Genomic DNA, 26,230 nt, shown 5'->3' with positions numbered 1-26,230 from the left:
TATACTCAATGAAAATCAAAGAGCAAACTAGGAAGCTAACCGCAGGTTGCTCAAAGCACTGCTTTGAGGTTGTAGATGAAACTGACGAAGTCAGTAACCATACCTACGGTAAGGCGACGCTGACGTGGTTTGAATTTGATTTTCGAAGAGTATTAACTAATTTCTTCTTACCAATTCCACCATATCATAAGGGAGGGTATTGGCAGCTTCCTTCAAGGAATAGTTCTCTAAGTTATTCACATTTTGTCGTAACTTCTTGGCATACTTGGTCGTAATCAATCGTTTTTCTTCATATTCGAAAATCAATTTACGCTCCAGATAATAGCCTCTCAGCATTTCGTCGATATTGTTGGGTTTGACACGATTGATAACCCGTTCGACAAAGGCACCACTGGTGATGATAGCTGTTTCACGGAGACGAGAATCCTGCATGAAGCTAATCAAGGAACTCTTATAAACCCCTTTTAGGTTCTCCAAACTTTCGATAATCATCTCTGTATTTTCTAGATAGAGCTCTGCGATTTGGTCATAGTCAAGGGCTCTGAGTTTCTGTGATTCTTCATTTTTCCAACTACGGAAGGTCTTACCAAAGGTAAAGACTTCGTGAAGGAGAAAACGTAAAATCCGCAAGGAAACAAGGAAATAATAGGTCAAACGTGAAGCAAACTTACGATTGATACTTTGTTCCATGTTTTTCAAATAACGTTGGTAAACTCGATAGGCACGCTCACTCATCTTGCCTTCTTCGTAAGCCTGTTCTAAACCATCACTTTCAATACTGAGGATGAGAAGTTTTAAGGCCTCCCAGTCTTCTTGAGCCCCCTTATTTTCTTGACTCAGTATGAGATTTTCAATACGTCCATGGTAATTGTCAATGGCTGCATAGAGAGGGAGCTTATTTCTGGTATCTTCCAACTCTTTTTCCAACTCTATCGTTACTTCATTCAAAATGCCAATATGCATGAGATAATCCTTGCTTTCTTCCTGTTCATCAGAAAGATGAGGCAAGACCAAGAGACCTGTTAAAAAGCTTACCAGCGTCACACCTGCGACAAGGAAAAGTAAGAGAGGATACTCCTGCTCTAGATTACTTGGTATCAGAAGAATCGTAGCAATCGACACCGTTCCCTTGACACCTGAAAAGGTCAAAAGAAGCATGTCCTTCATATACTTATTTAGCTTTTTCTTGAGACGTCTAGTCCTATAGGCATAATAGCCATAAATCATGACAAAACGAATAGCAAAGAGGACAAAGGTAAGGGCTATAAGAGATACAAATAACAGTAAGGGATTATAGATTGGATTGGTCAAGATAGGCTCTGCTATCATTTCCAACTCCATCCCTAAAATCACAAAGACAGAACCGTTCAGCATAAAATTCACTGTATGCCAAACCGTCTCGGTCACCGTATCCACTTGGGCTTCGAGGAGCGTAATTTTCTTAAATCGGCTTGCCTTTAAAATCCCAGCAACTACAACGGCAATAATCCCTGAAACGTGGACTTCTTCTGCCAGGAAGAAGGTCACCAGAGGCAAACTCAATTCCAGAAGGAGCTCACTAGCAATATCCGTTGCTCTCACACTCAGCAAGAAGCTATGTAGGAAACGGTTAGTCATGGCTGTTACAAATCCAATTAAAAAACCGCCTAGGATTGAAAAGATGAGCGAACTACTCGCTTGCCCAAGGGAAAAGGCTCCAGTTGTCCAGGCTGTCAAGGCAACCTGAAAGGCAACCAAACCAGATGCATCATTCAAGAGTCCTTCACCCTTAAGAATATTGGACACGCGCTTAGGAAAGCTAAACCGCTCCGAAAGAGAGGCAAAGGCCACCAAATCCGTAGGACCAAGGGCTGCCCCAACAGCCAAGCAAGCCGCCAAGGGAAGACTGAACCAAAGAAGATGGGCCAAGCCACCCAAACTCAAGGTCGAGATGAAAATCACTGGAAATATGAGATAAACAATGATTCGCCAGTGTTTTAAAATAGCCGTAATATCCGCTTCTTCCGACTCTCGAAAAAGCAAGGGCCCAATAACCAGTGCCAAAAACAACTCTGTATTGAGGTGAAAGTCGGTATTGGGTAAAAAGAGACCAATCACAATTCCCAAAAGAATCTGCACCAAAGGGAGAGGCAAAAAGGGTAGGAGCTTATTGGTTGTACTTGAGACAATCAAGACCAGTAAAAATAGGATGAGGTAAATCAGTAATTCCACGCACGTCCTCCTTAATCTTTTTTACAACAAGATTCAAATATCTCCTTCTGCTCTTTGATTTTTTGGTCAATCTTGGAACAATCCTTGTGCTCAATTTTTCTCTGGCACCGTTCCATTTCAAGAGCAACTAATTTTTTCTTGATTTTAAGCATTTTTTTGCTCATATGCGCTTGGTCTAACACACCCACCGCTCGTTCGTGGTGGGTTGATTCGACAAAATTCTGGCGCATGGCATCCAGCTTTTCACGTAGGTATTGTTTATCCATGTCTATATCTCTCTAATTTTTCAATCATCACTAAAAATGGTGGGTTGTTGACTTGGTTTAAAGTTCGGTAAATGGCTGCTGTGTACTCTTGTTGGTTCAACTGGCTAACAAAATCCAAGACAGCATCCCTCTCGAGGTCGCCTCCTTCATGACCATAGTAGATCATGATAGCAATCCGTCCCCCTTTGACAAGCAAATGACACAGCTTTTCTAATGCTTCAATCGTTGTCTGAGGTCGGGTAATGACGGATTTATCAGCAGACGGCAGATAGCCCAGATTAAAGATCCCTGCCTTGGCTTCAGTCACAAACTGGTCCAGTATCTCATGACCTTGCAAGATTAACTGGGCATTTGTCAGGCCAGCCTGATGCAAACGCTCTTGGGTCTTTTCCAAGGCTTGTTCCTGAATATCAAAAGCATAGACTTGCTTGGCTAGCTTGGCTAAAAAAAGCGTGTCATGACCATTTCCCATTGTCGCATCCACTACGATATCATCCTGAGTCACTACCTCAGCCAAAAAATCATGTGCCATCTCAAGTGGTCTTTTCATTTTCAAACTCCTGTTTTACAGCCTTGCATCCTTGAACGCTTCCACGACGTCGCATCTCCATCTCAATGCTGTTGAGAACTTCCCATTTATTGAGGCTCCACATAGGACCAATCAGCATATCTCTAGGTGCATCTCCTGTGATTCGATGGATGACAATATGTTTGGGAATGATTTCCAGTTGGTCACAGACGACCTTAACATATTCGTCCTGACTCATCAGTTGTAAGCGTCCCTCATGGTAATCCCGTTGCATACGTGTATTTGTCATGAGGTGAAGCAAGTGCAGTTTAATTCCTTGAATATCGTTATCCGTAACACAGCGGCGGACATTTTCAATCATCATCTCATGGGTTTCACCAGGCAAACCATTGATCAAATGGGAAACAATCTCAATTTTTGGATATTTCCTCAAACGCTTGACCGTTTCCACGTACAATTCATAGGAATGGGCACGGTTAATCAGGTCAGAGGTTGCTTCATAAGTAGTCTGCAAGCCCAATTCAACCGTCACATGCATGCGCTCCGACAACTCAGCCAAATATTTGATGGTTTCGTCTGGTAAACAGTCTGGCCGTGTTCCGATATTGATTCCTACTACACCTGGCTCATTGATGGCCTGCTCATAGCGTTCCCGAATGATTTCCACCTTTTCATGGGTATTGGTAAAATTCTGAAAATAAACCAGATACTTCTGAACATCTGGCCACTTGCGGTGCATAAAGTCAATTTCCTTATAAAATTGCTCACGAATAGGCGCATCTGGTGCCACAATGGCATCTCCAGAACCAGAAACCGTACAAAAAGTACAACCCCCATGAGCCACAGTTCCATCACGATTGGGACAGTCAAATCCCGCATCAATAGGGACTTTAAAGGTCTTTTCTCCAAAGAGTTTTCGATAATAATCATTCAAGGTGTTATAAGATTTCATAACTTTCATTATAACAAAAAACACCCACAATCTCAAAAGCCTGACTTTCCTATAAATTCCTCTGTTTCTCGTTTCCATTAGCGATTTTTTATGATACAATATGGATATGATTTTAATGAAATTAGCATCTATTTTATTATTGATACTGACTTTAGTAGTCTGCATTATCATAACCAAACTTTTTAGATTAAAAAAACTAGGACGAAACTTTGCGGATTTGGCTTTTCCAGTCTTGGTATTTGAATATTACCTTATTACAGCTAAAACCTTTACCCATAATTTCCTCCCTAGACTGGGCCTAGCCCTCTCACTCCTAGCCATTATTCTCGTTTTTTTCTTTCTTTTGAAAAAACGTAGCTTTTACTATCCTAAATTCATCAAATTCTTCTGGCGTGCAGGATTCTTATTAACCCTTGTCATGTATATCGAGATGATTGTTGAATTGTTCTTAATGAAATAATCGAATCCCTAAACATTTTCTAGGGATTTTTGCTTTCTCTTCAAAATAAGATAGACAGTAACACTATACAATTTTATACAAAGAAAATCCCTTAGAAACTTATATTCCAAGGGATTTATCGGCTCTATAATATTTGTAGTGGGTAAATCCCCTATAGATATTATGGAGCCTATTTTTGTGTAGAAAAAAAGTCCCATATGACCTATAATGAAAAGCGACGAAACAACTCATTAGAAAGAATCATATGGAACCATTACATTTTATCACAAAACTACTCGATATCAAAGACCCTAATGTCCAAATTATGGATGTTGTTAATAGAGATACCCACAAGGAAATCATCGCTAAACTGGATTATGAGGCCCCATCTTGTCCTGAATGTGGAAGTCAAATGAAGAAATATGACTTCCAAAAACCATCGAAAATTCCTTACCTTGAAACAACTGGTATGCCTACCAGAATCCTCCTTAAAAAGCGTCGTTTCAAGTGCTATCATTGCTCTAAAATGATGGTCTCACAGACCTCTCTCGTCGAGAAAAATCACCAAATTCCTCGTATTATCAACCAAAAAATTGCGCAAAAATTGATTGAAAAAACTTCTATGACCGATATCGCTCATCAACTGGCTATTTCAACTTCAACTGTCATTCGCAAGCTTAATGACTTCCGTTTTAAGCATGATTTTTCTCGTCTTCCAGAGATTATGTCTTGGGACGAGTATGCCTTTACCAAGGGAAAGATGAGTTTCATTGCACAAGATTTTGATAATCTTAACATCATCACTGTTCTTGAAGGCAGAACACAGGCTATCATACGAAATCACTTTCTGCGCTACGAGCGAGCTGTTCGTTGTCAGGTGAAAATCATTACGATGGATATGTTTAGTCCTTATTATGCCTTGGCTAAACAGCTTTTTCCATGTGCTAAAATCGTTCTAGATCGATTTCACATTGTACAACACTTAAGCCGTGCTATGAGTCGTGTTCGTGTCCAAATCATGAATCAATTTGAGCGAAAATCCCATGAATACAAAGCCATCAAGCGCTACTGGAAGCTCATACAGCAGGATAGTCGTAAACTCAGTGATAAACGTTTTTATCGCCCTACTTTTCGCATGCACTTAACAAATAAAGAAATTCTAGACAAGCTTTTGAGCTATTCAGAAGACTTGAGACACCACTACAATCTCTATCAGCTCTTACTTTTTCACTTTCAGAACAAGGAGCCAGACAAATTCTTCGGACTTATTGAGGACAATCTAAAGCAGGTTCATCCTCTTTTTCAGACTGTCTTTAAAACCTTCCTCAAGGATAAAGAAAAGATTGTCAACGCCCTTCAACTACCCTATTCCAACGCCAAATTGGAAGCGACCAATAATCTCATCAAACTTATCAAGCGAAATGCCTTTGGTTTTCGGAACTTTGAAAACTTCAAAAAACGGATTTTTATCGCTCTCAATATCAAAAAAGAAAGGACGAAATGTGTCCTTTCTCGATCTTAGCTTTTCTTCAACCCACTACAGTTGACAAAGAGCCGATTTATCTTCTATCTAAGACAAGAGCTTCTCGCTAGTCTTTATTGATAAAGGAGGTATCAAAATTTCTAGTCTTCTTTTTTACCTTTAGTAGCTACTAATCCTGCACTCAAACCGAGAAGAGCTAAGCCTGCTGCTACTGCTGCTTGGCTTGTCGCACTTCCTGTATTTGGTAACTGGGCTTTGTTAATTTGACTAGATTTACTTGAAGCGATTGGTTTTGTATCTGCTTTTTCTGACACTTGTGGTTTTTTAGCTTCTTGAGCTACTGGTTTGGTTGTTTCGCCAGCTGTACCGACTTCTATAATGCGATCCTGAGCCATAACTTTATCATAGCTATCCTTTTCAGTTCGCTTACCATTTTCAACCTCAATCAAGTGAACACGGATGCCTTGTTTTCCTTCTTGAATGACACGGGTTTCACCTACTGGAAGTTTGTCATTCTTTTGTTCCTGAACCTTGAAATCGATTGTTTCTTCTTCAATTACAAGTTCTGGTCTGTTAAGCACAAGATTTTTCACTTCGTCTTCCGGAAGAGAGGTTCCTGGTTTGGTTCCCACTTCCACGATACGATCTTGTGCAACGACTTTATCGTAAGTTTCTTTAAGCTGACGTTTTCCATTTTCCACTTCAATCAAGTGAACACGGACACCTTGTTTTCCTTCTTGGAGGACACGGGTTTCACCTAGATACAACTTATCAGACTTACGCTCCTGAACCTTGAAGTCAATGGTTTCTTCTTCGACTACAAGCTCTGGGCGATTCAGAACAAGATTTTTCACTTCGTCTTCTGGAAGAGAGGTTCCTGGTTTGGTTCCAACCAAGACAATGCGGTCTGTTGGTGCCTCTACCACTTCATGGAGTTTTTCTTCCTTACTTCCATCAGGATTAATGCTTGTAAAGATACGTTCTTTTCCAGCTTTTCCTTCTTGTTCTACACGAGTTTCACCTAGATAAAGCGTAGAATCCTTTTTCTCAACTGTCTTGTAGGCCAAATCTTTTTCAACAAATTCGAGTTTTGGAAGTTCTTCTTGTACAGCAGCAACTGTTTTCTCAGAAACTGGTTTTTCCTTGATCAACTGGATACGGTATTCCTTAACTTGTTTTCCACTTTCTGAAACGAGGCGAACAAGTACTGGAAGGCGGTCTTCTCCACTATCTACCACAGTTGAAGCTACTTGATTGTTTTCTTCAACTGCGACTTTTGGCCGTTTACCTTTATAGGTAATTTGATAGTCTTGACGATTTTCAGCGAAATCAGCAAGTTCTTTTCCATCTACAAGAATCTTTGATTGAGTGCTTTCTTGAGGCAATTCGCTTGGTGCAAGGAAAGTCATCTCAATCATCGCAACACCGCTCTTATCTGCTTTACGCTCCATACGCCATCTCATGGCTTTGGCTTTGACAGCTTTAAATGTTACGTTTATTTCATCACCAGCTTCAATGTCTTTATCCGCACGATAAGGAACAGCTTCCCAATTTTCTGGGTTGTTGAATGGATGTCCTGATTCGTAAGCTTGGTAGTTTGAATAGTAGGTTGGCACTTCAAAGTCTGGGCCAACATAGCGCTCTAAAACAAGTTTAGAAGGCGCATCCGTACCACTATCTGCAAAGAAGTGAAGTTTGGCTTGCGCAACAGTCCGCTCAACAATCTTACCATTTTCACGGAAGATCACACCTGCTGATACTTCTGGATTGGTAGACGGGCTTGCAGACCAGTTTGTCCAACGACGATTTTCAGAGTGATCTCTATCATTGATATAGTCTACACGGTCATGAGAACTGTCGTCAATATCATTAGTTGCTGAAGCAAAGGCCTGGCTACTGTTTTCATCATAGTTAGGGTTATCTGAAAGAGCCTCACCAAGTTTGTCTGTCACTCGTACAATAAACTCAGCAGTAAGATTGCTACCAAGGACACGACCTCGAACAGTAAATTGACCTGCTTTTGTCAGATTTTCTGCTGGAACTTCTTCCCATTCAACTGTCAGGTCTTTTGTTTCGTAACCGTCTTTACCTGTGAAGTAAACCGGAACCTTAGTTGGCAATTCAAGTGGTTGCCCTAGTTGCAACAAGCGAGCTTGTTTAACCGCAGCAACTGCTTTACGAGAAAGTAAGTCTTTATCCTTAGTGAAGTGCAGACGGTATTCTCCTAAGATGTCGCCATTTTCAGCTTTCGCGATGACACGAACTGGCTCACCTTCACGAACGCTTGGAACGACGGTAGCGAGACCATTGTTGCTAACACTTGCTGTGACTGCGGGAACTTTTCCATCTACAGACTCAAGGTAGTAGTCTGTCAAATCAGGATTGAAGTTTGCTAAGTCTTTGCCGTCAACTTGGATTCTTGTTTGTCCTTGTTTGGCTGCCGCAACCTGTTTCGCAAAGATTTGTACTTCTGTGATAGACGTTCCACGCTTATTATCTGCTTTAACCATGCGAATGCGAACAGCATAAGTTTCAACTTTATCAAAGCTAAAGTGATTCATTTCTCCAGCCGTAAGTTGAGCAGGGGCTTTTAGATTTGTAACAGGTTTCCAGTTAGCTGGATCGTTAAATACATGGTCTTCATTGGCTACAAAGCTAGGGTTTTTAGGAGCTGTTGGAACAGTCTTACCAACATAATACTCAATCACATAAGATTTCGGTGCACCGACTCCATGGTCTTCGTGGAATCCGACACTTAGATTATCAACGGAGCGTTTGCTCAAGATACCTGAATCTCCGAATAGGACACCGACTGAAGCTTCTGGATTACTACGATTCCAGTTTGTCCAACGATTGGCTGGTCGGTCATTAAAGGAAATCAATTTATCGTTGACATTTGAAACAGGGTCGGTTGGATTTGAATCTGAAGCAAAGGCAAGTGGCAATTCTGAACCGGTCCATTGGTCAGAAATATTTGCACCTTGCTCAGTTTGAGCAGATACGCGAACATGAAGTTTAGTTGTTAATTGAGTACCTTCTAAGCGACCATTAGCTGTAAAGACACCTTCCTTAGCGTATTGCTCTGGACGAATCGTATCCCATGCAACCTTAGCTGATGAAACGTGACCATTTGAATCATATGTACGAACGCTTTCTGGTAATTGCGGTGCTTCTGCGATTGGAGTTGTCACACTAACTTCTTCAACTGAAACGATACCTTCTACAGATACTTTAGCACGCGCTTCCAGGTCAATTCCTTCAACTTTACCTAACACTTCAAAGCTTTGATAGTGGTCTAGTTTTTCTTTCGGAATAGCTTGCCAAGTGACTTTGTGAGCTTTAGGGAAACCTTTGTCATACTCAACCGTTACTGTTGACGGAAGAGTAGGTTCTTGGTGTAAATCTGTCACTACATTTACAGGACGGATGGATTGCGCAATCTTCTTCTCAGTATTTGCTTGTATAGTGAGATTGATTTGACCTGTAGCACCCTCATATTCAGCTTTCAGAGTGAGTGCTCCTGGTTTATGCAACTCAAGCATTCCTTTTCGGACTGCAACTTCCCCTTCACCACTTGTAGAGAAGCTCACCTTATCAGCTGGTAATACAGCTTGCGTTCCATCTTGATAATGAGCTCGAACCGACAAGTTGACTGTTTGGTCTTCTTTGAGACCGTCAGCTTGCTCAACTTGTAAGCTCAAGTGGTCAATTTTCGGTGCTTCTTCAAGGAATTGAATCGCATAGGTTTGAAGAGGGCCACCATCTTTAGGCTGAACAAAGATGCTCGCACGCATGCCGTTTGCTGCGCTTGCTTGAAGAACTGTAACATCAGCATTTTCAGCACTTGCTGTGACTTCTGGCAATTGGGCACCATAAGCAAGAGTGCGGTATTGCATTGGTTGTTGACTAGTAAGCCCTGTTACTGCCTCACCACCAACAGTAACAGTTGGCACTACAGGTGCTGCAGCTTTTCCTTCTTCTACCACAAGGGTTGCATGAATAGTTTCTCCAGCTAACTGACCAGTCATTTGAATACGTGATCCAGCTACTGAAAGTTTGGCTTTATCTGCTTCCGCAATCTCCCAGCTATCTACTTCGTACTCTTGTACACTTCCATCGGTTACAAGTATTGACACATATTTATCTACAGTGTTCAAATCTGCTCCTGGAGCAACACGTTTAACTGTTGGTAATTCTTTCGCAATTGCTAGAACCTCGACACGAGCCTCTACCTCACGTCCATTTGCTGTACCTTTAGCAGTCACAACTCCTGCTTGACTAACATCGACTTGAGACCAAGTTACTGGAAGTTTTTCACGACTACCATCGCTATATACAAAACCTACTGTTTTCGGCATTTTTGGTTCTTTACCGATTAATGTACGAACTCTTGCTACTTCTGTCCCCAAAACAGTCTTCTCTTGTCCTTCTTTTTTACCAGTAAAGACAGTTACTTGACTAGATTTCAAGAGATCTGAATGGGCTGTCAGTGTGAATTTACCTGCTTGTTCAGTTGATTTGACAATGGCAACACCTTTACCATTAAATGCTTTACGAATCCAAGAACCATCTGCTTGCGCCTTATAGCGTTCACGGCTGGCTTGTTCCCCGTTATCGACACCGACAAGTTGGCCTTGTCCGTGTAATTGGAAGCGAACCAGATTATTAGCAGTTGGTACTACATTCCCTTGGCTGTCAACGATTTCGTAGTAGATGTATGTCAAGTCTTTTCCATCTGCTGCGATTGCATGGTCTTCTTTGATAAGACGAACAGCCGCTGGCTTACCAGCAGTCGTAATCTTATCTCGAGCAATTTCCTTGCCAGATTCATCACGAGCAATTGCTTCCAAGGTACCTGGTTGATAAGCAACTTTCCATTCAAGATAAAGTTCATTAGCATTAGCACCTTCTTGGTAAGTTCGTCCATCGCTAGTTTGTTTTTTGTTGAATTTCTTCTCTCCTAGAGACTGGCCATTCAAGAACAATTCTACACTTGCAGCATTAGAATAAGCACGTACAGGGATTTTATTTTCCGCGTCTGCTACATTGTCTATCAACTCTTTGTTTTCCCAGTTCCAGTGAGGAAGAAGGTGAACCATTGGTTTTTTCTTGGCAGAAACCCATTGACTTTGGTAAAGATAAAAATCGTTTTTTGGAATACCTGCAGTATCTACTATACCAAAATAAGAGCTTTTAACCGGCGTGTTGTTTTGGTTGTGCCATGGAGTTGGTTCACCGATATAGTCCGTACCTGTCCAAATGAATTGACCAGCATAGCCAGCATTGTCACGGTCAAATGTCCATGAAGCAGTTGCCGTTTTACCCCAACCAACACGGTCATTTCCATAATCTGACTGTTCATAGTTACGCCATGACTGATTACTTTGTACCCACTCACGCTCTGGGTGGAAGTAACTTCCTCTTGTACGCGTTGCTGAAGATGTTTCTGACCCATAAATCAACCAGTTTGGATGCTTAGCTCTAAGGGCTTTGTAATTATCTTCAGAGTAGTTAAATCCAACAGCATCGAGTTCATCAGCAATTTTTTCATGCCCACCGCTACCATTACCGAAACGGAACTTATCTGCTCCCATGGTAACATAACGAGTCTTATCAACATCCTTGATAACTTTGACTAGACGTTTAACAGTCGCTAGAGAATGAGGATCCCCATTTGCTTCACCGATTTCATTTCCGATTGACCACATAAAAACAGCAGGATTATTTTTGTCTCTCTCTACCATAGTACGTAGATCGTAGTCAGACCATTTTTCACCTTTTTTTGCTTCAGGGTGAGTAGCATCTTTTTCAAAGAAACGACCATAATCGTATGGTTTCTTTCCGCCATACCAAGTATCAAAGGCCTCTTCTTGAACAAGTAAGCCAAGTTCAGCTGCAATCTGTAAAGTCTGAGGACTTGCTGGGTTGTGAGTCGTACGAATCGAATTCACTCCCATTTCCTTCATCTGTTTCAGTCTACGGTACTCAGCCTTATAGTTTTCTTCTGCTCCAAGCGCTCCGTGGTCATGGTGCAAGGAAACTCCATGGAATTTAATGCGTTCACCATTCAAAGAGAAGCCCTCATTTGGAGTCCAGTTATAATATCGGTAACCAAACAGATCTTTCTTAGCATCAACTAATTGACCGTCCCGGTAAACACGTGTAACTAATTCGTACAAGGCCGGTTTGTCATTTAAAACGGTCCAGAGTTTTGGTCTTTCAACTTCTAAGATCGCATCAAGACTAGTTACTTCATGTGCTTTCAAGGTACGGCTCTCTGTACGTACTAGACCTGTCACAGCCTGACCACCACGTTCAACGATTTGATATTCTGCTACAAGTTGATGGTCTTTGTCGTCCGTATTGACAATTTTGCTAGTCACATGAGTTTCAACCTTGCCGTGTTGCTGTTGTTCTAGTTTTGGCGTTAAGATGGTTGTCCCATTTTTCTCAACATGAACTTTATCTGTCACTTGTAAAGTCACATCACGGTAAATACCGCTACCTGAATACCAACGGCTACTTGGTTGTTTGTTGACTGCATGAACAGCAATTACATTCTCACGTCCATCTTTGTTCAAATAGTTAGTGATATCATATGAAAATTGGTTATAACCATTTGGATAATGACCCACTAACTGACCATTGACATAAACTTGGGAATCCATGTAGACGCCATCAAAAGTAAGGCGAACATTTTTCTTGAGGTCTTTTTCATCTAGTTTGAAAGTCTTGCGATACCAAGCTTCCCCACCGTTAAGCTGTCCACCTTCATTTTGTGCAGGAGATTCATGATCGAAATCATTAAAGATACTCCAGTCATGCGGTAAATCTAATTTTTTCCACGTAGATACATCTGCATCCGGTTTAATGGCTTCTTTAGAATTCGCATTGAGTTTAAAGTGCCAATTTTGGTTAAAATTCACTTTTCTGTCTTCAATCATTTGATTGACTTCTTCATTTGTCACAGCTTTAACATCTTCCTTGAGCGATTTTTCTTGACTTGAAGCTTGTGATTCTATCTTTGGAGCTTTTTCTTCAGATTTTGAAGATGCTTTTTCCTCTTTTGGAGTCACTGCTTCATCTTCTTTCTTCTCAGATGAAATAGACTCAGTGGCACTAGGTTGTTTTTGTGCTGTACTTTCGACTACATTTTTAGTTTCCAAAGCTTGATCAACCTTTTCTTCTACTATAGGATTTTCCTCTTTAGGTTTCTCAGCAGTACGAGTAATAGGTGTTTCATCCGCATTAACTACAGATTCTCCAGCTATATTTCCTGCGAATAGAACTGCACAAGTTCCAATCATTACTGAGCAAGCTCCTACAGCAAATTTACGAATGCTATAGACTCTTTTCCGATTCCAATGGCTTTTTTCCATAAAATCCTCCTTTTAGTAATCGCTTTCATTTTTATGTAAGCGCATACTTTTAATAGTCTTTTACCCTTATTTTATTAAATAATATAGGAATTTTCAATACTTTAGCATATAAAATAATATTTTTGATAGTTTTTTCTAAAATTTGTAGAAGAATTAAAAAAAAAACTGAATGTAGTTTTAAAAGAAAAAACACTTATTAACCTTTAAATTAAAAGAAGTAAAAAAGTCCCTTTAAAAGGAACTTCTTCTATTTATAATTAAAAGTCTCCCCTGCCAGCTTATCAGCTAGCTTTGGAAAGAGGGTATAAAACTTATGGGCTAGGTTCAACAACATCGGTAGATTGAGTTCTCGTTTGTTTTTTCCTATAATCTTGACAATCTTTTTAGCCACTGTATCTGGTTCTAGCAGGAAACGGTCAACCGACTTGAGATAGGTACCATCTGGGTCGGCTTGGTCGAAAAATCCTGTGCGGATTGGTCCTGGATTGACTGTTGTCACATAGACTCCATAGGGCATGAGTTCGAGACGCAGAGCATTTGAAAAACCAATGGCCGCAAACTTGGTAGCAGAGTAGAGACTAGACTTACCAGTAGCGATCAAACCTGCCATGCTAACAATATTGATGATATGGCCTTTTCGACTTTCCTTCATTCGAGCCGCAAGGCGACGAGATAGATTCATCAGGGCAAAGGTATTGACCTCGAACATCTGATGAATATCTTGGTCAGAAATCTGGTCAAATTCCTCAAAAATCCCGTAACCAGCATTGTTTATCAAGACATCAATCTTGCCATAACGGAGATAGAGGTCTGCTACCAGAGTTTCTAAGGCTGAATCATCGGTAATATCGATTTCCATCAATTCTGCATGGGGATGGTTTCCGTAGAGTTGGGCTAATTTTTCCTTATTTCTACCAAGCAAGATGAGTTGGTCGTTTTGCAAGAATTTGACCATTTCTTGGGCTAGGCCACCGCTAGCTCCAGTAATGAGAATAGTAGGCATACTTATCCTTTCCCAATCTTTTAGATTTCCACTTCTTCCAAGTCTTTGACCACATGGACATTTTCAAAAACACTAGCAGCGTCTTTTTTGAGCTTGCTGATATCTTTTGAGAGAAAACGGGCACTGATATGGTTGAGTAAGAGGCGTTTGGCACCTGCTTCTACCGCTACTTGTGCAGCTTGCATGTTGGTTGAGTGGCCATGATTACGAGCAATTTTTTCGTCACCCTTACCATAAGTCGATTCATGGACAAGGACATCGGCATTGACAGCCAGACGCACACTAGCATTGGTTTTGCGGGTGTCACCCAGAATAGTGATAATCTTACCTGGACGTGGGGCTGAGATATAGTCTGCTGCCTTGATTTCAGTACCGTCTTCGAGAACAACGTCCTGACCGTTTTTGATTTTCCCAAAAAGTGGGCCAAATGGGACACCAGCAGCCTTGAGTTTTTCAGCATCCAGCGTTCCTTCCAAGTCCTTTTGCATAACACGGTAACCAACACAGAAAATAGTGTGATCCAACTCCTCTGCATACACAGTGAATTTATCGGTCTCAAGGATTTTTCCTAGAGAATCTTGGTCAAACTCATGAAAATGAATACGGTAAGGCAGGCGCGAACCTGACACACGAAGACTGGTTAAGACAAATGACTTAATCCCTTGCGGTCCATAGATGTCCAAATCTGTCTGCTCTTCATTGGCCTGAAAGGCACGACTAGAAAGGAATCCTGGCAAGCCAAAGATATGGTCTCCATGCAGGTGAGTGATAAAGATTTTGCTGACCTTACGTGGTCGAATTGTGGTTTCCAGAATGCGATTTTGCGTTCCTTCTCCACAGTCAAAGAGCCAAACTTCGTTAATCTCGTCTAATAATTTCAGAGCTAGACTTGAAACGTTGCGGGCTTTAGAGGGCTGACCAGCCCCCGTTCCTAAAAATTGAATATCCATTCGATACTTTCTAATTAATCAATATATAACATGGCTGTGCGGTTTTCCGATCGGAAATAGCGTTTGCCAGAAAAAGAAGCAGCTTCTTGTAATAACTCCTCTTGGCTGTAACCTTTAAGACGCTTGCGACCATCAGCCAAACTTTCCAAATCAGTCAAAGCTGTTAGATTCTCCACGCTAACAACTTCCTCATCTCCGACAGCCTTCATGTAAATCTTTCCAGACTCCTCAAAGACTAGCTGATGGGGAAAAATTTGTGCAATTTCAAAAAGCAAGTCATCAGAAATCTTCTCTTCATTCTCAGAGAAAATCCGACCAAGCCCCTCACTCTCATAACAAAAACCAAAGGATTTGCCAGACAGATTAAGCCGAATAAAAGGCTTGTTTTCTAGGGTGAAACTAGGTTCAGCATTGTAAAGATTCAGTTCCTGACTGAGTTCCGCAAAATAATCCGTCGCAGCCTCAGGACTCTTTTTCTGGTAGAGTTCTGCAAAGTAAGCATTGACCACGCTAGGTGGAGGAGTGATCAGTGCCAACTGCTCTTGATTTGTTTTACCAGCTAGAAGTTGATCTAGATAGACCTTGTCCAGACTTGTATAGCCCCCATATTTTAGAGCCAACGTTTTAATATCAGTCATAAAATTCCTCTAACCTCCATTTATTTTTCTCGGAAATGTAGCCTGTAATGGCTTCGCCGTCTTCCTGATAATCACGTTCTTCCAAAATAGCAACACTTTCTAAATCATGAATCTTGTAAGACTTAGAAAAAGGCACGCGCAGGGTAAAGAATTCAAAAATATCCTTGATTTTCTCTAAAAACAAAAACTGCAAATTCTCACGACTATCCTCAGACTTAGCTGAAATAAGAGCATAGGGCGTTTGGGTAGGCGTGAAATCCTCCACCAAATCCGCTTTATTATAAAGTGTCAGACGAGGAATATCTTCCATGTCCAGGTCTTTCATAATGGACAGAACTGTTTTTTCATGCTCTTCGTGGTAAGGATTGCTGGCATCGATAACATGAACCAGAAGGTCCACATGCTTGCTTTCTTCCAAGGTCGACTTAAAACTGGACACCAACTCTGTCGGCAAATCTTGGATAAAGCCAACTGTATCTGTCAAAGTTACTTGGAGATTGCCCCCCAGATGGATACTCTTAGTCGTCGCATCTAGAGTCGCAAATAGCTCGTCAGCCTCATACTGGATCTTACTGGTCAAGGTGTTCATGATAGTTGACTTCCCAGCATTGGTGTAACCAATCAAACCAATCTTAAAGGCACTTGACTCCAAACGTTTTTCTCTGACAGTCGCCCGATTTTTCTCAACCACCTTGAGCTGGCGCTCAATATCCGTGATTTGGTTGCGAACACTACGACGGTTCAGCTCCAGCTGGCTTTCACCAGGTCCACGGGAACCAATTCCCCCTGCCTGACGGCTGAGCATAATTCCCTGACCAACCAAGCGGGGCAAGAGATACTTGAGCTGGGCAAGATGAACTTGAAGTTTCCCTTCATGACTTCGAGCCCGCATGGCAAAGATATCCAAAATCAACTGCATACGATCAATGACCTTGACACCCAGAACTTCCTCTAGATTGACATTTTGCCTTGGGGTCAGACGGTTGTTGACGATGACAGTGGTGATTTCTTCTGCATCCACCATGAGCGCAATTTCTTCTAACTTACCAGAGCCGACGAAGGTCTTAGAATCATATTTTTCACGTTTTTGTCTGTAGCTATCTACAACAACTGCTCCAGCTGTCTTGGCTAGACTGGCCAATTCTTCCATGGAGAGGTCAAAATTGTCCATCCCCTGCAATTCTACACCAATGAGCAGGACTCGTTCCTCTTTTTTCTCCGTTTCAATCATCTAAAAACTCCTCTATCTGGCATAAAATGCGGTCTTGCACACCAGCTTCTCCAATCTGATAAAAGGTGACCTGCATGCGATTACGGAACCAGGTCAACTGACGCTTGGCAAAACGACGGGTAGCCTGTTTGAGACTCTCACTAGCTTCCTCCAAGGTCTGCTCTCCACGGAAATAAGGAAAGAGTTCCTTGTAACCAATCCCTTTAGCAGCCTGCACATCTGGATAATGGTCAAACAACCACTTGGCTTCGTCTAGAAGTCCAGCTTCAAACATCAGGTCCACTCGGTGATTGATACGTTCATATAATTGACTGCGCTCATCATCCAAGCAGATAATCAGCGGTTCATATAGACTCTCTTGATTTTCCAAATCCTGACCAAAATGGGCAATTTCCAAGGCACGCATTGCACGACGACGATTAAACTGAGGAATTTCAAGGCCTACTTGCTCCACAAGATGAGCTAATTCCTCATCTGTATAGGGCTCCAAACCAGCCCGATAGGCCAAAATCTCCTCATGAGGAGTCTCTCCACCTAAATGGTAGCCTTCTAGTAAGCTCTGGATATAAAGCCCAGTCCCACCAGCGATAATGGCTAGCTTGCCACGACTGTGAATATCTTCAATAGCCATCTTAGCTTCTGAAACAAAATCAAAAGCCGAGTAAGACTCGGTTACCTCTCTAACATCAATCAAATGATGAGGAACAGCCGCTTGCTCCTCTGGGCTAGCCTTGGCCGTCCCAATATCAAGTCCTCGATAGACTTGCTGGCTATCTCCACTAACCACTTCGCCATTAAAACGCTTTGCAACTTCGATGGCAAGGGCTGTTTTTCCAACTGCAGTCGGTCCAACAATCACAATTATTTTTGTTTTCATCTTTTTTCCTTGAAAAATTCCCATTTTTTCGTTACTATTATTATAACACAAAAAGGTCAGTCAGAAAAATGTGACCTCTTGAGGGGGGCTGGCTGATTAAGAAGATAAAGGAGGAAGACTCATGGCTAAAGGATTCGCTAAAGGTCTTGTAACAGGTGTCGCAGGAACTGTCGCTGCAGTTGCAGGTGCAGTATACGCATTTAAAAAGAAAGTGATCGAACCAGAAGAGCAAAAAGCAGCTTTCATCGAAGAAAACCGTAAAAAAGCAGCCCGTCGCCGCGTATCACGTTAAAAAACAAAAGAAGTTGAGATTTATTGTCTCAACTTCTTTTTTCTATTCTTTTAAATAGCTAGGTCAAACTTCAACTGTGGTTTGACAGGGTCATAATCCACCAACTCAAAGTCTTCCGCTTTGATATCAAAGAAATTAGTCCCATCTGGCACATTCAAAACCAAACGTGGTTGGCAGTTTGACGGCTCACGACGAAGCAATTCCTGAGCTTGTTCAAATTGATTGTCATAGATATGGAGGTTGTTGATGAAGTAGAAGAACTTCCCAACCTTCCAGCCAAAATGCTTGGCAATCATCATTTGAAGAGCTACATACTGCATAGCGTTGATATGGTGGGCCACCAGCATATCATTAGAACGCTGGGTCAAGGTCGCATCCAAATAAATTTCCCCATCTACACGGCGGACATCAAACATGGTCTGAAAAGCGCACGGGAGCAGCCCATCTGTTTCTTCGAAAGCTTGGTAATCCCAGAGCGAAATGATATTGCGGCGGTTCCAAGGGTTGGCTTCCAACTGCTTGAGAATCTTATTGATGATATCGTGTTTCTTAACAACGGCACCATAGCGCTCACCGATGGTTCCCGTATCTCCCACTTCCCAGTCATTCCAGTAGTGAACATTGTACTTGTCATTAAGCACGTCTAGGCTATTTGACTGGTCTTGGTAAATCCAGAGCACTTCCTTGATGGCGGATTTGATAGCGATAGGGCGTAAAGTTGTAATGGGGAATTCCCCCTTGGCCAAGTCATACTCGGCAAATGCACCCGTTACATACTTGGAGTTGGCAACTGTCCCATCCTTGTACTTGGGACGGGCCTGCTCAGAAAAGACACCGTCTTTGAGGATTCGTTCAATATTTTCTTTAAAAATAATATCTGCTTTTGTCATTCTCTCTCACCTCATTTATTTCCTAACTAGTATAGCATAAAAAAAGAAAGGAGGAAAATCACTCGATTTAAAGTAGTGTTTTTCTCCTTTTATTATTTTACTGCAATACAAGTGATGCTGCTCCGATAACTCCAGCGTCATTTCCTAGAGTTGCAAGAGCCAATTTAGTTGTTGTGCGTACTTGTGGGAAGGTATTTTCGTCGTAAACCTTTTGAACACCTTGTAGAAGGAATTCTCCTGCAGCTGACACACCGCCACCGATAACGATTGTTGATGGGTTTAGGATTGAACCAATGTTGGCACAAGCGATTCCCAAGTAACGTGAGAAGTTACGATAAACGATCAAAGCAAGGTCGTCTCCTTCTTTTGCAAGGTCAAAGACAGTCTTAGCAGTTACTTCTTCTCCGTTATCAATCAAGCGTTTCAAGGCTGCATCGCCTTCGTATTCATCGGCATAGCGACGAGTCAAGTTGACAATCCCTGTTGCAGAAGCGACTGTCTCAAGACAGCCTTTCTTACCACAGGTACATGCGATTGGTTGGTCAAAGTCAACAGTGATGTGGCCAAGCTCACCTGCTGCACCAGCAACACCGTGAAGCAATTTGCCTTCTGCAACGATACCGCCACCAACACCAGTACCGAGTGTCATAAAGACAACGTCTGGTTGGTTATCTCCAGCACCCATCCAGCGCTCACCAAGAGCAGCTACGTTGGCATCATTATCGATGAAGAAAGGAATGCCCAAGGCTTTTTCAATCTTTTCTTTGATTGGTTGAAGGGTTTTCCAGTTGAGGTTGTAGGCACCAATAACAGTACCTTTTTCACGGTCAACCACACCAGGTGATCCCATTCCAATACCTTGGAAGTCTGCTGCTGTCAATCCAAGCAAGTCCAAACGATGTTGAATAGACTCAATCATATCATCTACGATATGACTTCCCTCATCCAAAATGTTGGTCTTGATAGACCATTTTTCTTGGATTTCTCCTGCTGTTGTCAAGATTGCAAATTTGATAGAAGTTCCACCAAGGTCAATCCCAATAATCTTTTGACTCATCGTCTTCTCCTTTTTAATTGAAAATGCTTACAGATATAGTATAACAAAATCGTTAGATTTGTGCAAAGCTTTGCATGAAAAAGTTACATCTAATAATTAATAACTATTTATCCCCTAGTTTTTGAATTGCATAGTTGGCTTCTTCTTTGGTAAATTTTCTAAAATAAGGAGAAGTTAGCCTCTCATAAATTTCTGTCTTTGAGAGATTACTATATTTTCGATATTCTCTTGCTTTAGCTAAGGCATTTGCCTTATAATCTGCATTCAAGTGATCGATGGCATACTGCACTGCTGAACTTGAAAAACCATGCCACGTTAATTGCTCATAGAGAGCTTTTTTGACATATTTGCCCACGAATTATAACTCTTTGCCTTTTCTAAAGCGGCATTGTACTGGTTCCCATCTGCTGGTTTTGGTTGCCGCACACCATCGTATCCTACATAGTAACGGCCACCATCTACCCATTTATCCTTCACCATATAACCTTTAGAATCGACATAGTAACGACCGCCATCTACCCATTCATTCTTGGCCATCTTTCCATCCGATTTATAATAATAAGCTCCTACCCATTTATTGCGAACATGGTCGCCTTCTGATGGTAGATTAAGTTTTTGAATGGCATAGTTTGCTTCTTCTTTTGTAAATTTTCCAAACCAAGAAGAAGTTAGCCTGTCATAAATTTCAGTTTTTGAGATATTACTATATTTTCGGTATTCTCTTGCTTTAGCTAAGGCATTTGCTTTGTAATCTGCATTCAAGTGATCGATGGCATACTGCACTGCTGAACTTGAAAAACCATGCCACGTTAATTGCTCATAGAGAGCTTTTTTGACATATTTGCCCACGAATTATAACTCTTTGCCTTTTCTAAAGCGGCATTGTACTGGTTCCCATCTGCTGGTTTTGGTTGCCGCACACCATCGTATCCTACATAGTAACGGCCACCATCTACCCATTTATCCCTTACCATATAACCTTTAGAATCGACATAGTAACGACCGCCATCTACCCATTCATTCTTGGCCATCTTCCCATCTGATTTGAGATAAGAATTTCCTATCCATTTATTGCGAGCAGAGCTTCCTTCTGCTGTTAGATAATAATATGAACCATGCTTTTTATCATAAATCCAGTCACTTTTAACCTTTTTTCCATCAGAATCAACATAATAACGACCACCATCTACCCATTCATTTTTAGCTCTCTTCCCATCTGATTTGAGGTAGTAATTTCCTACCCAGCCAGTCTGAACTTTAGATTTTGATTTATCCTGTTTAGGAGTTGTTTCTTTAGGTTTCGGTGCTGGCTTCGGCGAGGGTTTTGGTGCCGGCTTCGGCGAGGGTTTTGGTGCCGGCTTCGGCGCAGGTTTTGGTGCCGGCTTCGGCGAGGGTTTTGGTGCTGGCTTCGGCGAGGGTTTTGGTGCTGGCTTCGGCACAGGTTTTGATGCTGGCTTCGGCGCAAGTTTTGGTGCCGGCTTCGGCGCAGGTTTTGGTGCTGGCTTCGGCGAAGGTTTTGGTGCTGGCTTCAGCGCAGGTTTTGGTGCTGGCTTCAGCGCAGGTTTTGGTGCTGGCTTCGGCGCGGGTTTTGGTGCCGACTTCGACGCAGGTTTTGGTGCTGGCTTCGGCGCAGGTTTTGGTGCGGGTTTTGGTGCTGGCTTCGGCGCGGGTTTCGGTGCCGGCTTCAGCGCAGGTTTTGGTGCCGGCTTCGGCGCGGGTTTTGGTGCCGGTTTCGGCGCGGGTTTTGGTGCTGGCTTCGGCGCAGGTTTTGGTGCTGGCTTCGGCGCTGGTTTCGGTGCCGGCTTCAGCGCAGGTTTTGGTGCCGGCTTCGGCGCAGGTTTTGGTGCTGGCTTCGGCGCAGGTTTTGTATTCTCTTTTACAATCTTACCATTTTTAGACTCAGCCTTTTCTTGAGCAGATACTTTCTGAGATGAGAAAGGCAACATCCCCATTGTATCTGAAAGAGAAACAAGTGCAAAAGTAGTTGCCGCTAAACTTGTAACCAAAATTTTTTTGATCTTCTCATAAAAATCTCCTTTTCTTATGATTTACACTTATAGTATACCATATCCTTAATCTTTTTTACATTAAAATAATAACTATACAAGCACTTATCTGAAGCTGAGTGAGTAGAAATTGAAACTTATTTAAACGTAGGACTCAAACCGGCTGAGATTTTTGGGGAAACCAACGGGACACAGCATAGATGCCTTTGTTCACACCTATAAACTCCAACCCCTTTTTGAAATTGGAAAATCCATTCTGTTCTGGGTGGAAAGACAATCGGAGAACCTTCTATTTTGAACTTGGCTATAGTCCGCAAAAAAGCTGTTTGAGTTCACTCAAACAGCTTGAAAAATACTCTCTTAATCAGAGGAACAACTTTGTTGTACTTGACTTGTCAATTGGTGTTAAAATAGTTATTCTAAATAATTAGTCACCTAGATGTTGAATTGCATAGTTTGCTTCTTCTTTTGTAAATTTTCCAATCCAAGAAGAAGTTAGCCTCTCATAAATTTCTGTCTTTGAGAATTTGTTATATTTTCGGTATTCCCTTGCTCTAGCTAAGGCATTCGCCTTATAGTCTGCTTGCAAATGATTGATAGCATATTGTATAGCGTCACTATTAAAACCATCCAAAATTAACATCTCATAAATTCCTTTTTTTGACACATATACATATTTATTATGTTTTTCTGCTTCCCTTAAAGCCGCGTTATATTCATTTCCATCTGCTGGTTTTGGTTGCCACACACCGTCGTATCCTACATAATAACGACCACCATCTACCCATTTATTCCTTACCATTTTGCCTTTAGAATCAACATAGTAACGACCGCCATCTACCCATTCATTCTTAGCTATCTTACCATCCGATTTATAATAATAAGCTCCTACCCATTTATTGCGAGGATAGCTGCCTTCTGATGGTAGATTAAGTTTTTGAATAGCATAGTTGGCTTCTTCTTTGGTAAATTTTTTAAAAGTTAGCCTCTCATAAATTTCTGTCTTTGATAAATGGGCATTCTTTCGGTATTCTCTTGCTGTAGCTAAGGCATTCGCCTTATAGTCTGCTTGCAAATGATTGATAGCATATTGTGCAGCGTCACTATTAAAACCTTCAAAAATTAACATCTCATAAATTCTTTTTTTTGACAAATAAATCCTATTATAACCTTGTGCTTGCCTTAAAGCCGCGTTATATTGATTTCCATCTGCTGGTTTTGGTTGCCACACACCGTCGTATCCTACATAATAACGACCACCATCTACCCATTTATTCTTCAACATATAACCATCAGAATCGACATAGTAACGACCACCATCTACCCATTCATTCTTGGCCATCTTTCCATCTGATTTGAGATAATATCTACCTACCCATTTGTTGCGAGCGTAGCTTCCTTCTGATGTTAGATAATAATATGAACCATAGTTTTTATCATAAATCCAGTCACTTTTAACCATCTTTCCGTCAGAATCAACATAATAACGACCACCATCTACCCACTCATTTTTGGCCATCTTACCGTTTGATTTTAGATAGTAATTACCTACCCATTTGTTACGTGCGTAGCTTCCTTCTCCTGTTAGATAATAATATGAACCGTAGTTTTTGTCATAAATCCATTCATTCTTGGCCATCTTTCCATCTGATTTGAGATAATAATTCCCTACCCAAGTATTACGAGCGTAGCTACCTTCTGATGTTAGATAATAGTATGACCCGTAGTTTTTATCATAAATCCATTCATTTTTAGCTCTCTTACCGTCTGATTTGAGATAATAATTCCCTACCCAAGTATTACGAGCGTAGCTACCTTCTGCTGTTAAATAATAATGTGCAGAGTATTTCTTATCATAAATCCATTCTTTCTTAGCCATCTTTCCATCTGATTTGAGGTAGTAATTTCCTACCCAAGTGTTACGAGCAGAACTTCCTTCTGATGTTAGATAATAATATGAACTCGATTTCTTATCATAAATCCATTCGTTCTTAGCTCTCTTACCATCAGATTTGAGGTAGTAATTTCCTACCCAAGTGTTACGAGCAGAACTTCCTTCTGATGTTAGATAAAAATATGAATTCGATTTCTTATCATAAATCCATTCATTCTTAGCTCTCTTACCATCAGATTTTAGATAGTAATTACCGACCCAGGCATTTTGGACATAATTTCCCGATGCATTTAGATAGAAATAAGAATTAGCTTTTTTATCAAAAATCCACTTATTAGTAACTTTAGCACCATTTTCATAGTACGAAGACCCTACCCAGCCAGACTGAACTTTAGATTTTGATTTATCCTGTTTAGGAGTTGTTTCTTTAGCTTTTTCAGTCGGTTTTAGTGCCGGCTTTGGCGCGGGTTTTGGTGCGGGTTTTGGTGCCGGCTTCGGCGCAGGTTTTGGTGCTGGCTTCGGCGCAGGTTTTGGTGCTGGCTTCGGCGCGGGTTTTGGTGCCGGCTTCGGCGCAGGTTTTGATGCTGGCTTCGGTGCGGGTTTTGGTGCGGGTTTTGGTGCCGGCTTCGGCGCGGGTTTTGGTGCCGGCTTCGGCGTGGGTTTTGGTGCCGGCTTAGGCGCGGGTTTTGGTGCGGGTTTTGGTGCGGGTTTTGGTGCGGGTTTTGGTGCGGGTTTTGTATTCTCTTTTACAATCTTACCATTTTTAGACGCATCCTTTTCTTGAGCAGATACTTTCTGAGGCGAGAAAGGCAACACCCCCATTGTATCTGAAAAAGAAACAAGTGCAAGAGTAGTTGCTGCTACACTTGTAACCAAAAATTTTTTTGATTTTCTCATAAAAATCTCCTTTTCTTATGATTTACACTTATAGTATATCATATACTTAATTTTTTTTACATTCAAATAATAACTATTTATGAAAACCCTATTTTAAAATGAAGTGCAACACAAAAGACATGCTCATCTGATATACTAGAGTTGCGAAAAACAGTATAAAGCAAGATGAACATGTCCACTAATTATCCTACCACAAATCAATCATACAAGCACTTATATGAAGCTGAGCGAGTAGAAATTGAAGCTTATTTAAACGTAGGACTCAAACCTGCTGAGATTGCTCATAGACCGGGGAGAAACCAACGAGACATAGCATAGATGCCTTTGTTCACACCTATAAACTCCAACCCCTTTTTGAAATTGGAAAATCCATTCTGTTCTGGGTGGAAAGACAATCGGAGAACCTTCTATTTTGAACTTGGCTATAGTCCGCAAAAAAGCTGTTTGAGCTCACTCAAACAGCTTGAAAGATACTCTCTTAATCAGAGAAACAACTTTGTTGAACTTGACTTGATAATTGGGGTAAAAATACTTATTTAAAATGATTAGTCGTCAAGATGTTGAATTGCATAATTAGCTTCTTCTTCTGTAAATTCTTCACCATAAGGCGAAACTAGTTGATTATAAATTGCTGACTTCGAGTTCTTAAATAATTTTCGATAATTCTTTGCTTTAGCTAAGGCATTTGATTTATAATCTGCATTCAAATGATCGATGGCATATTGTGCAGCATCACTTTGAAATTTTTCTCCATATTTTGAAGTTAATTGCTTATATAAGCGTTTTTTAGACATATTTGCCCACGAGTTATAACTCTTTGCCTTTTCTAAAGTAGCAGAATATTCACTATTGGTTGATGATTTGGTTTCCCATAATCCATTAGATCCTACATAGTAACGACCTCCATCAACCCATTCACTTTTAGCCATGTATCCGCCTGATTTGAGATAGTAGTTACCTACCCAAGCGTTTTGAACATAATTTCCTTATGCATCTAGATAGAAGTATGAATTATATTTTTTATCAAAAATCCACTTACTAGTGACTTTTTTACCATCTTGATAATAGGATGAACCTACCCAACCAGACTGAACTGTAGGTGTTGGTTTTGGCTTTTCATCCTTTTTTTGGAGTTGAAGTAGTTGATTTTTTATCAGTCAGCTTCTTAATGGCCTCTTTAAACTCTTCTTGTGTGTCAGCCTGCACCGTTTGAGTTGAAAGAGGAAGAACTCCTGA

16 protein-coding genes and 4 pseudogenes are annotated in these 26,230 nt (G+C 41.2%); 4 read left to right on the top strand and 16 right to left on the bottom strand.

Features of this window, described 5'->3' with window-relative positions:
* Positions 1-156: 156 nt before the first annotated feature.
* The 4 genes from KB197_RS04095 to KB197_RS04080 are packed head-to-tail and all read right to left on the bottom strand — an operon-like array spanning position 157 to position 3,967.
* Positions 157-2,211 (bottom strand): cation:proton antiporter, encoded by a 2,055-nt coding sequence (locus KB197_RS04095; RefSeq protein ID WP_064276507.1) that lies wholly within the window; start codon positions 2,209-2,211, stop codon positions 157-159.
* Between the two features lie 11 nt (positions 2,212-2,222).
* A complete protein-coding gene (locus KB197_RS04090; protein ID WP_000361085.1) occupies positions 2,223-2,477 on the bottom strand; it encodes a hypothetical protein in 255 nt (84 codons plus the stop codon).
* Positions 2,470-3,027 carry a tRNA (mnm(5)s(2)U34)-methyltransferase gene (locus tag KB197_RS04085; RefSeq protein ID WP_033684903.1) on the bottom strand — a complete coding sequence of 186 codons (558 nt, stop codon included), beginning with the start codon at positions 3,025-3,027 and terminating at the stop codon, positions 2,470-2,472. The genes KB197_RS04090 and KB197_RS04085 overlap by 8 nt, the downstream gene beginning before the upstream one ends.
* Positions 3,011-3,967, bottom strand: a complete 957-nt coding sequence (locus tag KB197_RS04080) for a TIGR01212 family radical SAM protein (RefSeq protein ID WP_064276508.1) — start codon at positions 3,965-3,967, stop codon at positions 3,011-3,013. The genes KB197_RS04085 and KB197_RS04080 overlap by 17 nt, the downstream gene beginning before the upstream one ends.
* A gap of 91 nt (positions 3,968-4,058) precedes the next feature.
* Between KB197_RS04080 and KB197_RS04075 the strand changes: the two genes are divergently transcribed.
* Positions 4,059-4,418 (top strand): DUF3397 family protein, encoded by a 360-nt coding sequence (locus KB197_RS04075; RefSeq protein WP_004269933.1) that lies wholly within the window; start codon positions 4,059-4,061, stop codon positions 4,416-4,418.
* 244 nt (positions 4,419-4,662) lie between these two features.
* Complete coding sequence (locus KB197_RS04070; protein ID WP_212574075.1) at positions 4,663-5,919, top strand: ISL3 family transposase; 1,257 nt, start codon at positions 4,663-4,665, stop codon at positions 5,917-5,919.
* Between the two features lie 101 nt (positions 5,920-6,020).
* On the opposite strand, the gene bgaA is transcribed toward KB197_RS04070, so the two are convergent.
* From bgaA to miaA, 6 genes are all read right to left on the bottom strand, one after another.
* Complete coding sequence (gene bgaA / locus KB197_RS04065) at positions 6,021-13,259, bottom strand: LPXTG-anchored adhesin/beta-galactosidase BgaA (protein WP_064276509.1); 7,239 nt, start codon at positions 13,257-13,259, stop codon at positions 6,021-6,023.
* Positions 13,260-13,506: 247 nt separating this feature from the next.
* The gene (locus tag KB197_RS04060) at positions 13,507-14,262 is read right to left on the bottom strand and encodes an SDR family NAD(P)-dependent oxidoreductase (protein ID WP_064276510.1); all 756 of its coding nucleotides are present in this window, start codon (positions 14,260-14,262) and stop codon (positions 13,507-13,509) included.
* A gap of 20 nt (positions 14,263-14,282) precedes the next feature.
* Positions 14,283-15,212, bottom strand: coding sequence for a ribonuclease Z (gene rnz, locus KB197_RS04055; protein ID WP_125448177.1), 930 nt, complete (start codon positions 15,210-15,212; stop codon positions 14,283-14,285).
* 14 nt (positions 15,213-15,226) lie between these two features.
* Positions 15,227-15,850 (bottom strand): cystathionine beta-lyase, encoded by a 624-nt coding sequence (locus tag KB197_RS04050; RefSeq protein ID WP_084862502.1) that lies wholly within the window; start codon positions 15,848-15,850, stop codon positions 15,227-15,229.
* The gene (gene hflX / locus KB197_RS04045; RefSeq protein WP_212574007.1) at positions 15,843-17,081 is read right to left on the bottom strand and encodes a GTPase HflX; all 1,239 of its coding nucleotides are present in this window, start codon (positions 17,079-17,081) and stop codon (positions 15,843-15,845) included. Before hflX ends, KB197_RS04050 begins: the two co-directional genes overlap by 8 nt.
* The gene (gene miaA / locus KB197_RS04040) at positions 17,074-17,958 is read right to left on the bottom strand and encodes a tRNA (adenosine(37)-N6)-dimethylallyltransferase MiaA (protein ID WP_212574005.1); all 885 of its coding nucleotides are present in this window, start codon (positions 17,956-17,958) and stop codon (positions 17,074-17,076) included. The genes hflX and miaA overlap by 8 nt, the downstream gene beginning before the upstream one ends.
* Positions 17,959-18,079: 121 nt before the next feature.
* Between miaA and KB197_RS04035 the strand changes: the two genes are divergently transcribed.
* Positions 18,080-18,250, top strand: coding sequence for a DUF3042 family protein (locus KB197_RS04035; RefSeq protein ID WP_001051780.1), 171 nt, complete (start codon positions 18,080-18,082; stop codon positions 18,248-18,250).
* Between the two features lie 50 nt (positions 18,251-18,300).
* Here the strand turns inward: KB197_RS04035 and KB197_RS04030 are convergent, their stop codons facing one another.
* The 4 genes and pseudogenes from KB197_RS04030 to KB197_RS04015 form a co-directional block, all read right to left on the bottom strand.
* Positions 18,301-19,140 carry a thymidylate synthase gene (locus KB197_RS04030; RefSeq protein WP_020903655.1) on the bottom strand — a complete coding sequence of 280 codons (840 nt, stop codon included), beginning with the start codon at positions 19,138-19,140 and terminating at the stop codon, positions 18,301-18,303.
* Positions 19,141-19,237: 97 nt separating this feature from the next.
* Positions 19,238-20,197: an ROK family glucokinase gene (locus KB197_RS04025; RefSeq protein WP_000078562.1), complete on the bottom strand. Its 960-nt coding sequence runs from the start codon at positions 20,195-20,197 to the stop codon at positions 19,238-19,240.
* A gap of 103 nt (positions 20,198-20,300) precedes the next feature.
* A pseudogene (locus tag KB197_RS04020) lies at positions 20,301-22,242 on the bottom strand (Ltp family lipoprotein).
* 388 nt (positions 22,243-22,630) lie between these two features.
* Positions 22,631-24,994, bottom strand: a complete 2,364-nt coding sequence (locus KB197_RS04015; RefSeq protein ID WP_421127866.1) for an Ltp family lipoprotein — start codon at positions 24,992-24,994, stop codon at positions 22,631-22,633.
* A 165-nt stretch (positions 24,995-25,159) separates the two neighbouring features.
* On the opposite strand from KB197_RS04015, the pseudogene KB197_RS04010 reads away from it, so the two are divergent.
* Positions 25,160-25,306 (top strand): annotated as a pseudogene (locus tag KB197_RS04010) (IS30 family transposase); the annotation flags it as partial.
* Between the two features lie 233 nt (positions 25,307-25,539).
* On the opposite strand, the pseudogene KB197_RS04005 reads toward KB197_RS04010, so the two are convergent.
* Both KB197_RS04005 and KB197_RS04000 read right to left on the bottom strand, forming a co-directional pair.
* Positions 25,540-25,632, bottom strand: a pseudogene (locus tag KB197_RS04005) (Ltp family lipoprotein); the annotation flags it as partial.
* A 63-nt stretch (positions 25,633-25,695) separates the two neighbouring features.
* Positions 25,696-26,188: pseudogene (locus tag KB197_RS04000) on the bottom strand (Ltp family lipoprotein); the annotation flags it as partial.
* Positions 26,189-26,230: the final 42 nt, after the last annotated feature.

Origin of the sequence: Streptococcus sp. 11-4097 (genome assembly GCF_018215285.2) — a bacterium.
GTDB lineage: Bacteria > Bacillota > Bacilli > Lactobacillales > Streptococcaceae > Streptococcus.
The sequence above is the reverse complement of the archived record's forward strand: the minus strand, read 5'-3'. Positions and strand labels throughout refer to the sequence as shown.